The organism is Pseudomonas sp. MYb118 (assembly GCF_040947875.1).
Taxonomy (GTDB): domain Bacteria; phylum Pseudomonadota; class Gammaproteobacteria; order Pseudomonadales; family Pseudomonadaceae; genus Aquipseudomonas.
The window spans coordinates 1,385,884-1,400,341 of sequence record NZ_JBFRXN010000002.1 but is presented as its reverse complement, the minus strand read 5'-3'; the positions used below and the strand labels follow the sequence as shown (position 1 = coordinate 1,400,341).

General features: G+C 63.3%; 12 protein-coding genes. 7 read left to right on the top strand and 5 right to left on the bottom strand.

What is annotated here, in order from left to right; genetic code table 11:
* The first annotated feature begins 27 nt into the window (after positions 1-27).
* From ABVN20_RS12285 to ABVN20_RS12275, 3 genes are all read left to right on the top strand, one after another.
* Complete coding sequence (locus ABVN20_RS12285; RefSeq protein ID WP_368555903.1) at positions 28-1,053, top strand: putative 2-aminoethylphosphonate ABC transporter substrate-binding protein; 1,026 nt, start codon at positions 28-30, stop codon at positions 1,051-1,053.
* A 110-nt stretch (positions 1,054-1,163) separates the two neighbouring features.
* The gene (locus ABVN20_RS12280) at positions 1,164-2,297 is read left to right on the top strand and encodes a TIGR03364 family FAD-dependent oxidoreductase (protein ID WP_368555902.1); all 1,134 of its coding nucleotides are present in this window, start codon (positions 1,164-1,166) and stop codon (positions 2,295-2,297) included.
* Positions 2,297-2,857 carry a phosphonate degradation HD-domain oxygenase gene (locus tag ABVN20_RS12275; RefSeq protein ID WP_368555900.1) on the top strand — a complete coding sequence of 187 codons (561 nt, stop codon included), beginning with the start codon at positions 2,297-2,299 and terminating at the stop codon, positions 2,855-2,857. Before ABVN20_RS12280 ends, ABVN20_RS12275 begins: the two co-directional genes overlap by 1 nt.
* A gap of 122 nt (positions 2,858-2,979) precedes the next feature.
* Here the strand turns inward: ABVN20_RS12275 and ABVN20_RS12270 are convergent, their stop codons facing one another.
* Both ABVN20_RS12270 and ABVN20_RS12265 read right to left on the bottom strand, forming a co-directional pair.
* Positions 2,980-4,356: a GTPase/DUF3482 domain-containing protein gene (locus tag ABVN20_RS12270; protein WP_368555898.1), complete on the bottom strand. Its 1,377-nt coding sequence runs from the start codon at positions 4,354-4,356 to the stop codon at positions 2,980-2,982.
* Positions 4,349-5,719 (bottom strand): DUF2868 domain-containing protein, encoded by a 1,371-nt coding sequence (locus tag ABVN20_RS12265; RefSeq protein ID WP_368555897.1) that lies wholly within the window; start codon positions 5,717-5,719, stop codon positions 4,349-4,351. Before ABVN20_RS12265 ends, ABVN20_RS12270 begins: the two co-directional genes overlap by 8 nt.
* Before the next feature lie 85 nt (positions 5,720-5,804).
* Between ABVN20_RS12265 and ABVN20_RS12260 the strand changes: the two genes are divergently transcribed.
* Positions 5,805-6,317: a dihydrofolate reductase gene (locus tag ABVN20_RS12260; RefSeq protein WP_368555896.1), complete on the top strand. Its 513-nt coding sequence runs from the start codon at positions 5,805-5,807 to the stop codon at positions 6,315-6,317.
* 128 nt (positions 6,318-6,445) lie between these two features.
* Here the strand turns inward: ABVN20_RS12260 and ABVN20_RS12255 are convergent, their stop codons facing one another.
* A complete protein-coding gene (locus tag ABVN20_RS12255) occupies positions 6,446-7,837 on the bottom strand; it encodes an L-cystine transporter (RefSeq protein ID WP_368555894.1) in 1,392 nt (463 codons plus the stop codon).
* Between the two features lie 238 nt (positions 7,838-8,075).
* Between ABVN20_RS12255 and ABVN20_RS12250 the strand changes: the two genes are divergently transcribed.
* Positions 8,076-9,140, top strand: a complete 1,065-nt coding sequence (locus ABVN20_RS12250; protein WP_368555893.1) for a haloacid dehalogenase-like hydrolase — start codon at positions 8,076-8,078, stop codon at positions 9,138-9,140.
* A 240-nt stretch (positions 9,141-9,380) separates the two neighbouring features.
* On the opposite strand, the gene ilvD is transcribed toward ABVN20_RS12250, so the two are convergent.
* Positions 9,381-11,222 carry a dihydroxy-acid dehydratase gene (gene ilvD / locus ABVN20_RS12245; protein WP_368555892.1) on the bottom strand — a complete coding sequence of 614 codons (1,842 nt, stop codon included), beginning with the start codon at positions 11,220-11,222 and terminating at the stop codon, positions 9,381-9,383.
* 441 nt (positions 11,223-11,663) lie between these two features.
* Between ilvD and ABVN20_RS12240 the strand changes: the two genes are divergently transcribed.
* Entirely contained in the window at positions 11,664-12,122 is a 459-nt protein-coding gene (locus ABVN20_RS12240) for a transposase (RefSeq protein ID WP_368557701.1), read from the top strand.
* Between the two features lie 110 nt (positions 12,123-12,232).
* On the opposite strand, the gene ABVN20_RS12235 is transcribed toward ABVN20_RS12240, so the two are convergent.
* A complete protein-coding gene (locus ABVN20_RS12235) occupies positions 12,233-13,429 on the bottom strand; it encodes a class I SAM-dependent rRNA methyltransferase (RefSeq protein WP_368555890.1) in 1,197 nt (398 codons plus the stop codon).
* 208 nt (positions 13,430-13,637) lie between these two features.
* Between ABVN20_RS12235 and ABVN20_RS12230 the strand changes: the two genes are divergently transcribed.
* The gene (locus ABVN20_RS12230; RefSeq protein WP_368557700.1) at positions 13,638-14,453 is read left to right on the top strand and encodes an HDOD domain-containing protein; all 816 of its coding nucleotides are present in this window, start codon (positions 13,638-13,640) and stop codon (positions 14,451-14,453) included.
* Positions 14,454-14,458 lie beyond the last annotated feature (5 nt).

Genomic DNA, 14,458 nt, shown 5'->3' with positions numbered 1-14,458 from the left:
CCCACAACTCACTACAGGAAAAAGATCATGTTCAAGCCCATGGCCCTGGCCGCTGCTGTCCTTACCGCTTTCAGCCTGAACGCCTTCGCGGCGAAAACCGAGTTGACGGTGTACACCGCCCTCGAAGCCGAACAACTGAAGACCTACAAGCAAGCTTTCGAAAAGGCCAACCCGGACGTCGAGATCAAGTGGGTGCGCGACTCCACCGGCATCATCACCGCCAAGCTGCTCGCGGAAAAAGCCCGCCCGCAGGCGGACGCCGTGTGGGGCCTGGCCGCCTCCAGCCTGGCGATTCTCGACCAGCAAGGCATGCTGCAAAGCTACGCACCGAAGGACCTGGCCAAGATCGGCGGCAACTACCGCGACGCCGCCAACCCGCCAGCCTGGGTCGGCATGGACGTCTGGGCCGCGACCATCTGCTTCAACAGCGTCGAAGCGGAAAAGCAGGGCCTGACCAAGCCCGTGAGCTGGCAGGACCTGACCAAGCCTGAGTACAAGGGCAAGATCGTCATGCCGAACCCGGCGTCGTCCGGCACCGGCTTCCTCGATGTCAGCGCCTGGTTGCAGACCTTCGGCGAGAAACAGGGCTGGCAGTACATGGACGACCTGCACCAGAACATCGGCCAGTACGTTCACTCCGGTTCCAAGCCGTGCAAGCTGGCTGCTGCCGGTGAATTCCCGATCGGTATTTCCTTTGAATACCCGGCTGTGCAACTCAAGCGCCAGGGCGCGCCGCTGGACATCATCCTGCCGAAGGAAGGCCTGGGCTGGGAGATCGAGGCGACGGCGGTGATCAAGGGCACGCCACACGAAGAGGCAGCGAAGAAACTCGCGGACTTCTCGGCCAGCCCCGAGGCGATGGAACTGTACAAAGAAAACTTCGCCGTGCTGGCCCAGCCGGGTATCGCCAAGCCGCAGACCGAACTGCCGGCCGACTACGAACAGCGCCTGATCAAGAACGACTTTGCCTGGGCCTCGAAAAACCGCGACGAGATCCTGGCCGAGTGGCGCAAGCGCTATGACGGCAAGTCCGAGAAAGTGGCCGCCAAGTAAAACCGCATCGCGAGCAGGCTCGCTCCCACAGGAAATTTGTGGCGCACACACCACCACTGTGGGAGCGGGCTTGCTCGCGATGGCGGTCTTGAATTCAGAGAAAAAACCCAATGACACACCACAACGACCTGCTCATCGTCGGCGCCGGCATTCTCGGTCTGTCCCACGCCTACGCCGCCGCCCGCCGTGGCCTCAGGGTTCGCGTTTTCGAGCGCAGCGCCACGCCGCTCGGCGCCTCGGTGCGCAACTTCGGCCAGGCGCTGGTCACCGGCCAGCCGCCGGGAATCATGCTCGAACTGGCCAGGCAAAGCCGCGACATCTGGGGCCAGTGGGCGCAAGTCGCCGGCCTGCAACTCAAGCGCAACGGCTCGTACCTGTTTGCCCGTAACGAAGCGGAAGAACACCTGCTCGAAGCCTTCTGCGCCGGTCGCGCCGTGGAATACGGCTACCGCGTCGAGCTGCTGCGCGGCGCCGCCCTGCGTGACCTGTACGGCGGTCAGTTCAGCCATCACCGCGCGGCGCTGCATGGCCTGGACGACCAGCAACTGTATTCCCGTGAAGCGCTGCCAGCGCTGATCGACTACCTGCGCCGCGAACTGAACGTCGAGTTCCACTTCTCGACCCTGGTGCGCGATATCGAACCCGGCCGCCTGCACAGCACGGCGGGCAGCTTCAGCGCCGAACAGATCATCGTCTGCTCCGGCCACGATTATCAGACGCTGCTGGCCGAGCCGATTGCCGCCCTCGAGCCGCAAGTCTGCCGCCTGCAAATGCTCCGCGCCCGGCCGCAGGTCAACCTGAACCTGCAACACGCGCTGCTCACCGGTTTGAGTGGCGTGCATTACGGCGCCTTCGCCGACCTGCCCGAGGCCCGGGCGGTGCAGGCGCAGATCCTGCGTGATGAACCGCACCTGCATGAAAATGGCATTCACCTGCTGATCAGCCCGACGCCTTATGGCGAACTGATCATCGGCGATTCGCACCACTACGGCAGCGACGCCTCGCCGTTCAATGCCGAGCAGGTGGACAACTGGATGCTCGAACTGGCCGAGCAGACGCTGCGCTGCAAGGTGCAGGTGGTCGAGCGTTGGCAGGGGGTCTACGGCTCGCGCGGGCCGGGGCCGTTCTCGTTCCTGCGCCCGGCCGAGGGCGTGAGCGTGGCGCTGATGCACACCGGCGTGGGTATGAGCGTCGGGCCGGCGATGGCCGAGCGCAACGTCGCGACCCTGTTGGGGGAACGTTGATGAACGCGCATGCGCAGGTGATCGAGCAGGTATTCGGCTTGTACGAACGCTTTGGCGATCACGACTACATTGGCGAACCGGTGTCGCAGATCGAGCACATGTCCCAGGCCGCCGAGCTGGCGATAGCCGAGGGCTTCGACGATGAAGTGGTGCTGGCGGCGTTCTTCCACGACATCGGGCACATCTGCGCCGAGGACGCGCAGAACATGGGCGGCTTCGGTGTGGTCAGCCATGAACGCCTGGGCGCCGACTACCTGCGCCGCGCCGGTTTCAGCGAACGCCTGGCCCGGCTGGTGGAGTACCACGTGCAGGCCAAGCGTTACCTGACACTCAAGGAGCCTGGGTACTACGAGCGCCTGAGCGAAGCGAGCCGGCGAACCCTGGAGTACCAGGGTGGGGTGATGAGTGCCGAAGAAGCGCACGCCTTCGAGCAGGACCCACTCTGCGCGGTGAGTTTGCGCATGCGCCAGTGGGATGAAATGGCCAAGCAGATGTGGGTGCCGGTGATGGACCTTGGGGTGTTGAAGGGGATGGCGGTCAGGGTTTTGGCCAGGTCGTAGACCGCGTCGCATTCATCGCGAGCAGGCTCGCTCCCACAGGGATTTAGGGTATCCACAGATTTTGTGTTCACCGAAAATCTACTGTGGGAGCGAGCCTGCTCGCGATGGGTTCAACCCCAAAATCAAAGCTGCTGAGCCAACCCCTCAACCACCTCCTGCCGCTCCGCCTGGCTCAACTTCGCCTGCGGATTGAGCGACGACCACTGCGGATGCGCCCGCGCGCGGGTCAGCGCCTCGGGCAGTTTGCCCTCGCGCCAGGTCTTGTCCTGGGGCGTGGCCACCTGGATGCTGTCCAGTGCCGCATGCCCGCGGGCGTTCAATGCTTGCAGCAATTGCCGCTGGCGCAAGGCCAACAGGCGCAGCACGCTGTCGTCCACGGTCAATTCGCGCTGGCCCTTGAGCTTGCCCAGCAGGCGGCTGCCATAACTGCGTGCGGTTTGCAGCGCACCGCCGGCAATCGCCCCGGCCAGGGCGGCGGCGCCGAGGGTGATGCCGCCCACCAGCAGATCGACCCCGGCCCCGGCGGCCGCACCGGCGGCAATACCGCCGCCGACCCGCACGCCCAGTTGCTTGAGGGTCTCGGGGTTGAACAGGTCGTCGCCCCAGCGCCCATCGAGCAGCGGCAAGTCGCTGGCGGCGGCGTCCTGCGGGCGGAAGGCGTAGAGCTTGAGCAAGGCTTCGACGCAGCGTTGCTCGCGCTGGCGAACCGCCTTGCGCAGCTCGCCGACCGCTTGCTGTTCCTGTTCGGCATCGCTGGCCACGCTGCGCCGGCAGGCCGCGCAATCGACCAGCAGTTCGGCGATCAACCGCGCCGCACTGTGCTGACGGGCCAGGCGTTGGGCCTGTTGATCGGCGATCAGGCGCTGCAATTGTTCGCGGGCGTTTTCCAGCAACAGGGCCAGGCTTTCATACAGCCTGCGCTCGCCATCTTCCGGCGGCGCCACGCTGTCAAAACGCACCAGCGCATGCAGACCCAGGCGTGCCAGGGCTTCGCGCCACTGCGGTTCGCGGTGGTTGGCGCTGCTGACGAAATTGAGCACCGGCAGCAGCGGTTTGCCGCAACTGGCCAGCACTTCCAGTTCGTCGCGGTACTTGGCCAGCACCGGTTCACGGGCGTCGATCACATAGAGGCCGGCGTCGCAGGTGAGCAGTTGGCGCAGCACCTTGGCTTCCTGTTCGAAACGCTGGCGCGCTTCGCTGCCTTCGAGAAAACGCGCCAGGCGGGCCGGGCCGTCGAGGCGTTCGCCCGGTCGCTCCAGGCGTTCGAGGTAGTCGAGCAGGGCGATGGCGTCTTCCAGGCCCGGCGTGTCGAACAGGTCGAGCAACGGCTCGCCGTCCACCGACAGCCGCGCACCTTCGACGTGCCGCGTGGTGCTGGGCCGATGGGACACCTCGCCGAAACCGACGTCGCGGGTCAGCGTGCGCAGCAACGAGGTCTTGCCGACGTTGGTGTGGCCGACCACGGCGAGCTTCAGCGGCGGTTTCCAGGAACTAGTCATGACCGGTCTCCAGCCAGTTCAGCGGCGCGCTGTCGGCGTAGGGCAATTCCAGTTGCTGCAACGCCACATGCCAGTCGCCCAGGCGTTCGCCATCCAGCGCTTCGCCGGGTGGCGCCTGCAACAGCCAGACCCGCGTGGCGCTGGCGTTGCGCGCAAGTTCGGCGATCAGCGCGAGGCTGCCGCGGTCCGGTGAGCGGCGCGGATCGCAGGCGATGGCCAGCCGTGCCGGCGGGAAGCGACTGAGCTGTTCGAGGAGTTTTTGCCGCGATTCACGGCTGTCGAGCACGCCCGCGTCGCTGACGTTTTTCGGCAGGGCCGGCGGCCAGGGGCGCTGGTCGTCGAGTTCGATGGCCACCAGCAACGCGCCAGCGCTTTGCAGATCGCTGCTGGAGGTTTGCACGCGGTGCAGTTGCTCGGGTGCGGCATCGCTGATGCCCAGGCGCTCGCTGGTGGGCATCAGGCGTTCGCGCAGTTGCGCGAAGCCCGGCAGGTTCAGGTCGAGCTTCAGGGTGGCGCGCCCGCACCTCCAGCGCCAGCGGCACAACAGCGCCAGCAGCAGGCGCGGCAGCACGCCATAGACCACCAGCACACCGACCAGCCAGGTGGCCCAGGCCTGCCGGGCGCTTTCGATGTTCAGCGCGCCGTCGCCGCTGGCGCGGATCATCTCCACCGTCGGCACGTTGAAACCCAGCAGGGCAGGCAGGGCGCCGAGGGCCTGGGTCATGGCGACGAAGGTGTCGGCGCCGAGCAGGGTGGTTTCCCAGACAAAACCGTAGCGCCGGGTGGCCATCAGCGTCAGCAGGATGACCAGGGCGCTGAGCATCGCCAGCAGCCACAGGCCGTTGACCAGCACGCCGAGGGCCCAGCGATTGAGTTTGTGCCGTTGCAGCAACAACAGCAGCGCCGGCGCCAGTTGCGCGGCCTTGGCGTCGCGGGCGAGTTTTTCGCTGAGCCACAACCACAGGCGCCCCAGCGTCGCGCCGTGCTCGCCGGCAAACAGCAGGCCCAGCGCCCAGCTCAGCAGCAGAATCAGATTGAGCCCCAGCAGGCTGCCCAGGGCCCAGAACACATTCACCGGTCGTTGCCCGTCGCCCAGCGCGGCAAAGGCCAGCCCGGCGCCGCTGATCACCGCCAGCACGGCCAGCACCAGCAGCGCCAGTCGCGCGCCTTGCAGCCAGTGGCGCAGCGCATTGGTCAGGCCGTCGCGCTCGGCCAGCCACAGGGCGCGGCGTTGAATGCGCGCGGGCAGGTCGCCGCCGGCACTGCGGGCCACTCGGTTGGCTTCCAGGTCGTCCAGGGGGCCGGCGTGCTCTTCACGCAGGCGGATGGTTTCCGTCAGCCACAGGTCATTCAGTTCAGTCACGCGCCATCCCGTCGCTCCATTGAACTGTGAGCATAACCGCTGCTGCGCTTATCGGGGTACGGAAGGCTCTGGTATCCTCGCCGGCATGACTAAATCACTCCCCTTAAGCCTGATCGCAGCCCTCGGTGAAAACCGTGTGATCGGCGTCGACAACAGCATGCCCTGGCACCTGCCGGGGGATTTCAAATACTTCAAGGCCACTACCCTGGGCAAGCCGATCATCATGGGTCGCAAGACCTGGGATTCGCTCGGTCGTCCGTTGCCGGGACGCCTGAACATCGTGGTCAGCCGCCAGGCCGGTCTGGTGCTCGAAGGCGCCGAGGTCTACCCCTCGCTGGAAGCCGCCGTGGTGCGCGCCGAGGCGTGGGCGAAGGAACAGGGCGTCGATGAGCTGATGCTGATTGGCGGGGCGCAGTTGTACGCCCAGGGCCTGGCCCAGGCCGATCGCCTGTACCTGACGCGCGTGGCGCTGAGCCCTGAGGGGGATGCGTGGTTTCCCGAGTTCGATGTGCAGCAATGGAAGCTGGTTTCCAATGTGCAGAACCCGGCGGAGGGGGACAAGCCGGCCTACAGTTTCGAGGTTTGGGAAAGAGCTTAAAAAGCCTAAAAGCATCGCGGGCAAGCCCGCTCCTACAGGGATCTTTGTGTTCACACAATCTGTGTTCGACCGAGACCCTTGTGGGAGCGGGCTTGCCCGCGATGAGGCCCTGACAGGCCCCGAAAATCTTAAGCGTGAGCCAACGCCGAATGCTCATCCGCCTCAAGCAGCGCCTTATCGGTCTGCTGCATCACCTGGCTGGTAATCGCCCCTGCCGTGATCGAACCGCTCACGTTCAACGCTGTGCGCCCCATGTCGATCAGCGGCTCGACGGAAATCAGCAGCGCCACCAGTGACACCGGCAAGCCCATCGCCGGCAGCACGATCAACGCGGCGAACGTCGCGCCGCCACCCACGCCCGCCACACCGGCCGAACTCAGGGTGACGATGGCCACCAGCGTGGCAATCCACAGCGGGTCCAGCGGGTTGATGCCCACGGTCGGCGCCACCATCACGGCGAGCATGGCCGGGTACAAACCGGCGCAGCCGTTCTGGCCGATGGTCGCACCGAACGAGGCGGCGAAACTGGCGACCGATTGCGGGATGCCCAGGCGACTGGTCTGTGCTTCGATGCTCAACGGGATGGTCGCTGCGCTCGAACGGCTGGTGAAGGCGAAGGTCAGCACCGGCCAGATCTTGCGGAAGAAACGCAGCGGATTGATCCCGGCCGCCGACACCAGCACGCCGTGGACGACAAACATCAGGCCCAGGCCGATGTAGGACACCACCACAAAACTGCCCAGCTTGATGATGTCCTGCAGGTTGGAACCGGCCACCACCTTGGTCATCAGCGCCAGCACGCCGTAGGGGGTCAGCTTCATCACCAGGCGCACCAGGCGCATCACCCAGGCTTGCAGGGTGTCGATGGCGTTGATCACTTTCTGACCTTTTTCGGCGTCATCCTTGAGCAGTTGCAACGCGGCAACGCCGAGGAAGGCGGCGAAGATCACCACGCTGATGATCGACGTCGGCTTGGCGCGGGCCAGGTCGGCGAACGGGTTCTGCGGGATGAACGACAGCAGCAGTTGCGGCACATTCAGGTCGGCGACCTTGCCGGCGTAGTCGGTCTGGATGGTTTGCAGGCGCGCCATTTCCTGGGTGCCGGCCACCAGGCCGTCGGCGGTCAGGCCGAACAGGTTGGTCAGGCCGATACCGATCAGCGCCGCGATGGCGGTGGTGAACAGCAGGGTGCCGATGGTCAGGAAGCTGATCTTGCCCAGGGACGAGGCATTGTGCAGCCGGGCCACGGCGCTGAGGATCGAGGCGAACACCAGCGGGATCACGATCATTTGCAGCAACTGCACGTAACCGTTGCCCACCAGATCGAACCAGCCGATCGAGGCTTTCAGCACCGGATTGCCAGCGCCATAAATCGTGTGCAGGGCGATGCCGAACACCACGCCGAGTGCCAGCGCGAGCAGGACCTTCTTCGCCAGGCTCCAGCTGGTGTGACGGGTTTGCGCCAGGCCCAGGAGCAGGGCGAGGAACACCAACAGATTGAGAATCAGCGGCAGATTCATAAAAACTCCGAGTGACTTGTGCCAGCCACTCTGGGAGCAGCTGCGAACCGGCAAGCCTAACAGCTTGATTTGCAATGAATTAATACCGAAATGGTCTGGCGACTGTCGTTTTTGGAATAAGCGCATGTCGCTGTCAGCGATGCAACTGACGCGAAAGGGACGTGTGCGGTCGCTGACAGACGAGGGCTGTCACACTTATTTGTTAGCGTCGATCTTTTCCAAACAGGGAGCGATGTCGATGAAGCTAGCACCGAAATTTCTGGCCGCATTGGGATTGAGTCTGAGCCTGGGTCTGGCCGGCCAGGCCCTCGCCACGGATTTGAAACATTGGCCCGCCGATCAGGCCAAGGCCCTGGACGCGATGATCGCGGCCAACGCCAACAAGGGTAACTACGCGGTGTTCGACATGGACAACACCAGTTACCGCTACGACCTTGAAGAGTCGCTGTTGCCGTTCATGGAAAACAAGGGCCTGATCACCCGCGACAAACTCGACCCGTCGCTGAAACTGATCCCGTTCAAGGACACCGCCGACCACAAGGAAAGCCTGTTCAGCTACTACTACCGCCTCTGCGAAATCGACGACATGGTGTGCTACCCATGGGTTGCCCAAGTGTTCTCGGGCTTCACGTTGCAGGAGCTCAAGGGCTACGTCGATGAGCTGATGGCCTCCGGCAAGCCGGTGCCGGCCACTTACTACGAAGGCGATGTGGTCAAGAAACTCGACGTTAACCCGCCGAAAATCTTCACCGGCCAGCAGGAGCTGTACAACAAGCTGATGGAGAACGGCATCGAGGTCTACGTGATGACCGCCGCCTCCGAAGAACTGGTGCGCATGGTCGCTGCCGATCCGAAGTACGGCTACAACGTCAAACCGCAGAATGTGATCGGCGTTTCGCTGCTGCTCAAGGACCGCAAGACCGGTGAGCTGACCACTGCGCGCAAACAGATCACTGCCGGCAAATACGACGAGAAGGCCAACCTCGGCCTGGAACTGACCCCCTACCTGTGGACCCCGGCGACCTGGATGGCCGGTAAACACGCAGCGATCCTGACCTACATCGACGAGTGGAAAAAACCGGTGCTGGTTGGCGGCGACACACCGACCAGCGACGGCTACATGCTGTTCCACGATGTCGACGTGGCCAAGGGCGGCATCCACCTGTGGATCAACCGCAAGGACAAATACATGACCCAGCTCAACGGCATGATGACCAAGAACGCCGAAGCCCAGGCCAAGCAAGGGCTGCCGGTAACGGCGGACAAGAACTGGGTGATCGTCAAGCCTGAGGAGATCCAGTAAGACCGCGTCGCTTGACCTGATCGCTCCCACGCTCTGCGTGGGAATGATCAACCGCTCGCTGAACCCTGTAGGAGCGAGCTTGCTCGCGATGGACGTCAACGATAACGCTGACTACCTGATACCCCGCGGTGTCTGGTCTACCATCGCGAGCAAGCTCGCTCCTACAGGGGGAGGGCGGTGGCCGGTAGAAACAAAAATGCCCCGCACATGGCGGGGCATTTTCATTGCGGCAACTGACGCTTACAGCCCGTCAAGCATCGCCTTGTTACGCACCGCACCCTTGTCGGCACTGGTGGCCAGCAGGGCGTAGGCCTTCAGTGCGGTGGTCACTTTACGTGGGCGCACTTCAGCCGGTTTCCAGCCTTTCTTGTCCTGCTCGACGCGGCGCGCGGCCAGTTCTTCGTCGCTGATCAACAGGTTGATCGAGCGGTTCGGAATGTCGATCAGCACCTTGTCGCCATCCTGCACCAGGCCAATCGCGCCGCCGGCAGCGGCTTCCGGGGAAGCGTGGCCGATGGACAGGCCCGAGGTGCCGCCGGAGAAACGGCCGTCGGTGAGCAGGGCGCAGGCTTTGCCCAGGCCCTTGGATTTCAGGTAGGACGTCGGGTAGAGCATTTCCTGCATGCCCGGGCCGCCTTTCGGACCTTCGTAGCGAATGATGACGATGTCGCCTTCCTTCACTTCGTCGGCGAGGATGCCGCGTACGGCGCTGTCCTGGCTTTCGAAGATCTTCGCGTTGCCTTCGAACACGTGGATCGACTCGTCGACGCCGGCGGTTTTCACCACGCAGCCGTCCAGGGCGATGTTGCCGTAGAGCACGGCCAGGCCGCCTTCTTTGGAGTAGGCGTGTTCGAAGCTGCGGATGCAGCCGTTTTCACGGTCGTCGTCCAGGGTTTCCCAACGGGTCGACTGGCTGAACGCGGTTTGCGTCGGGATGCCTGCCGGGCCGGCCTTGAAGAAGTGATGCACGGCTTCGTCGTCGGTCTGGGTGATGTCCCACTTGGCGATGGCTTCTTCCATGCTGCGGCTGTGCACGGTCGGCAGGTCGGTGTGCAGCAGGCCGCCACGGGCCAGGGAACCGAGGATGCTGAAGATGCCGCCAGCGCGGTGCACGTCTTCCATGTGGTACTTCTGGATGTTCGGCGCCACCTTGCACAGCTGCGGTACCTTGCGCGACAGGCGATCAATGTCGCGCAGGTCGAAGGCGATCTCGGCTTCCTGGGCGGCGGCCAGCAGGTGCAGGATGGTGTTGGTCGAACCGCCCATGGCGATGTCGAGCATCATGGCGTTTTCGAACGCCTTGAAGTTGGCGATGTTGCGCGGCAGCACCGACTCATCGTTCTCGCCGTAGTAGCGCTTGCACAGCTCGACGATGGTGCGGCCCGCCTGCAGGAACAGCTGCTCGCGGTCGCTGTGGGTGGCCAGGGTCGAACCGTTGCCCGGCAGGGCCAGGCCCAGGGCTTCGGTCAGGCAGTTCATCGAGTTGGCGGTGAACATGCCGGAGCACGAACCGCAGGTCGGGCAGGCGCTGCGCTCGTACTCGGCAACCTTCTCGTCAGAAGCGCTGGAGTCGGCGGCGATCACCATGGCGTCGACCAGGTCCAGGCCGTGGCTGGCCAGCTTGGTCTTGCCGGCTTCCATCGGGCCGCCGGAGACGAAGATCACCGGGATGTTCAGGCGCAGGGCGGCCATCAGCATGCCAGGGGTGATCTTGTCGCAGTTGGAAATGCAGACGATGGCGTCGGCGCAGTGGGCGTTGACCATGTACTCGACGGAGTCGGCGATGATCTCGCGGCTCGGCAGCGAGTACAGCATGCCGTCGTGGCCCATGGCGATGCCGTCGTCCACGGCGATGGTGTTGAATTCCTTGGCCACACCGCCGGCGCGTTCGATCTCGCGGGCGACCAGTTGGCCCAGGTCCTTGAGGTGGACGTGGCCCGGTACGAACTGGGTGAACGAGTTGGCAATGGCGATGATCGGCTTCTTGAAGTCGTCATCCTTCATCCCCGTGGCGCGCCACAAGGCACGGGCGCCGGCCATGTTGCGGCCGTGGGTGGATGTTTTCGAGCGGTAATCAGGCATGAAGCACTCCGGGCGGCTAATCAGGTATCAAAAGGGAAGTGAGCTTCTATTGACGCCTGGAACACTTGGAAATGGCCGTGTGTCCGGGACGCTGCCGATAACTTTGCGGGATCGCCGCGCGCTTCAGCTTGAGCTCATAAACCCGCCGGGGGATGAATGGCGATGAATGTTCGCGATTCTACACGGCTGGCGGCTGGAGGGAATGGGTGGGCGTGTTGGCGAGACGTGTGGAGCGGGTGTTGGCTTGACGCAAAACCTGTAGGAGCGAGCTTGCTCGCGATGGCGCCCTGTCAGCCGGCATTTGTTTTGCTGACACAACGCATCGCGAGCAAGCTCGCTCCTACAGGGGTTGGCGTTACACATCCAGATGCGCTTTTGCTGCGCTGGCTTGGTACGAGGCGGCTACCGTTTTCTCTTTCAATCAGGGAAGAGGACAACGGAATGTCCAGTACACCACAGGGTCACCGGCTGCGTTATGGCCGACATTCGGAGCATGGCCGGATTTATTTACTGACAGCGGTTACCTATCAGCGGGAACCCTTCTTCAAGGATTGGCGTGTGGGTCGCCTGCTTGTGCATGAATTCAGAAGAGCGCAGGAATCCGGCAAAGCCACCTCCATCGCCTGGGTGGTGATGCCCGATCACTTTCACTGGCTGGTGGAATTGCACAATGGGGATTTACCGAAATTGATGCGCACGGCCAAGTCCTTGAGCGCCCGCGTCATCAATCAACATCTGGGTCGCGCCGATAGGCTTTGGCAGAAAGGTTATTTCGATCGCGCGTTGCGCAAAGAGGAAGACTTGAAAGCGGCGGCACGCTACGTCATCGCCAATCCCTTGCGCGCCGGCCTGGTCAGCCATATCGGCGAATATCCGCTATGGGATGCCATCTGGATCTGAACAGCTGTCCTCTGTAGGAGCGAGCTTGCTCGCGATGGGGCGTGTCAGCCGACAATTGTTTTGCCTGACACAACGCATCGCGAGCAAGCTCGCTTCTACAGGGGTATCAATCAGCTATTCGGCAGCAACCGGCAGGTAATGCTCTTGATGTAGCGCGTTTCGACGATTGCCGGGTGGACCGGGTGGTCCGGGCCCTGGCCGCCGCGTTCGAGCATCTGGATGTTGCGGTCCAGGTGGCGGGCGCTGGTGAGCAGGATGTTTTGCAGGTCGTCTTCGGGCAGGTGCATCGAGCAGGAGGCGCTGACGAGGATGCCGTCCTTGGTCAGCAGGCGCATGGCTTGCTCGTTCAGGCGGCGGTAGGCGCCTTCACCATTTTTCATGTCTTTCTTGCGCTTGATGAACGCCGGTGGGTCGGCGACGATCACGTCGAAGCGTTCTTCGCTGGCCTTGAGCTCTTTCAGGGCTTCGAAGACGTCGCCTTCGAGGCAGGTCATCTTGTCGGCGAAACCGTTCAGTGCGGCGTTGCGCTCGACGCCGTCGAGGGCGAAGCCCGAGGCATCGACGCAGAACACTTCACTGGCGCCGAACGCGGCCGCTTGCACGCCCCAGCCGCCGATGTAGCTGTACAGGTCGAGCACGCGCTTGCCTTTGGCATACGGAGCCAGGCGGGCGCGGTTCATGCGGTGGTCGTAGAACCAGCCGGTTTTCTGGCCCTGGATGACCGGTGCTTCGAACTTCACGCCGTTCTCTTCCAGTGCGACCCACTCCGGCACCACGCCGAATACCGTGTCGACGTAGCGCTCCAGGCCTTCGGCGTCGCGGGCTGCCGAGTCGTTCTTGAACAGGATGCCGCTGGGCTTGAGCACCTGGGTCAACGCAGCGATCACGTCATCCTTGTGCGCTTCCATGGTCGCCGAAGCGATCTGCACCACCAGGATGTCGCCGAAACGGTCGACCACCAGGCCCGGCAGCAGGTCCGAATCGCCGTAAACCAGGCGGTAGAACGGCTTGTCGAACAGGCGGTCGCGAATCGACAGGGCCACGTTCAGGCGGTGTACCAGCAACGACTTGTCCAGCGGCAGCTTGATGTCGCGGGACAGGACACGGGCGCAGATCAGGTTGTTCGGGCTCATGGCGACGATGCCCAGCGGCTTGCCGCCGGCAGCTTCGAGGATCGCCTGGTCGCCGGCCTTGAAACCGTGCAGGGGCGTGGCGGCTACGTCGATTTCGTTGCTGTAGACCCACAAGTGGCCGTTTCGCAGGCGACGGTCGGCGTTGGCTTTGAGGCGCAGGCTAGGCAGGGACATGTCGTCGCTCCGGAAAAAAAGAGCGGGAGTATACCGTGTTGCAGCCCGCGCAGGTTCAGCGCTGGACATGCGGTGACACCCTTGGGCCTGATATTTGAATTTCGGATCCAGGATTTAGAAGCTAGAATCAGCGTCTCTCCAAGAGTGTGTACTAATGTCCCAAGACCTGACTCCCGAACAGATCCAACAGTCCCTGCAAGGCATCAGCGTGCCAGCCCAGCCGCAGATCATGGTGGATCTGCAAATGGAGCAGTACATGCCCGACCCGGACCTGGAGGTGATCGCCAAGCTGATCTCCCAGGACCCGGGTCTTTCCGGTTCCCTGCTCAAGATCGTCAACTCGCCGTATTACGGCCTGAGCAACAAGATCGCCTCGATCCAGCGTGCGGTGAACCTGCTGGGCAGCCGTTCGATCATCAACCTGATCAACGCGCAGTCGATCAAGGGTGAAATGAACGACGACACCATCGTCACCCTCAACCGTTTCTGGGACACCGCGCAGGACGTGGCCATGACCTGCCTGACCCTGGCCAAGCGCATCGGCGTCGAGGCGGGCGATGAAGCCTACGCGCTGGGGCTGTTCCACGACTGCGGCGTGCCGCTGATGCTGCAGCGTTTCCCCAACTACATGACCGTGCTGGAAGAAGCCTACGCCAGCGCGAGCGCCGAATGCCGGGTGGTGGACACCGAAAACCGTGTGTTCAACACCAACCACTCGGTGGTCGGTTACTACACGGCCAAATCCTGGCGCCTGCCGGAGCACGTCAGCACCGCGATCGCCAACCATCACAATGCGCTGCGCATCTTCAGCGATGAATCCTCGCGCAACAGCCAGCTGAAAAACCTGCTGGCGATCCTGAAGATGGCCGAACACATCTGTGCGTCCTACCGTGTACTGGGTAACCAGACCGAGGACCACGAATGGAATTGCATCGCGCCATTGGTGCTCGATTATGTCGGGCTGTCGGATTACGATTTCGAGACCCTCAAACAAACGATTCGCGATCTCGGCACTCACCACTGAGTGTC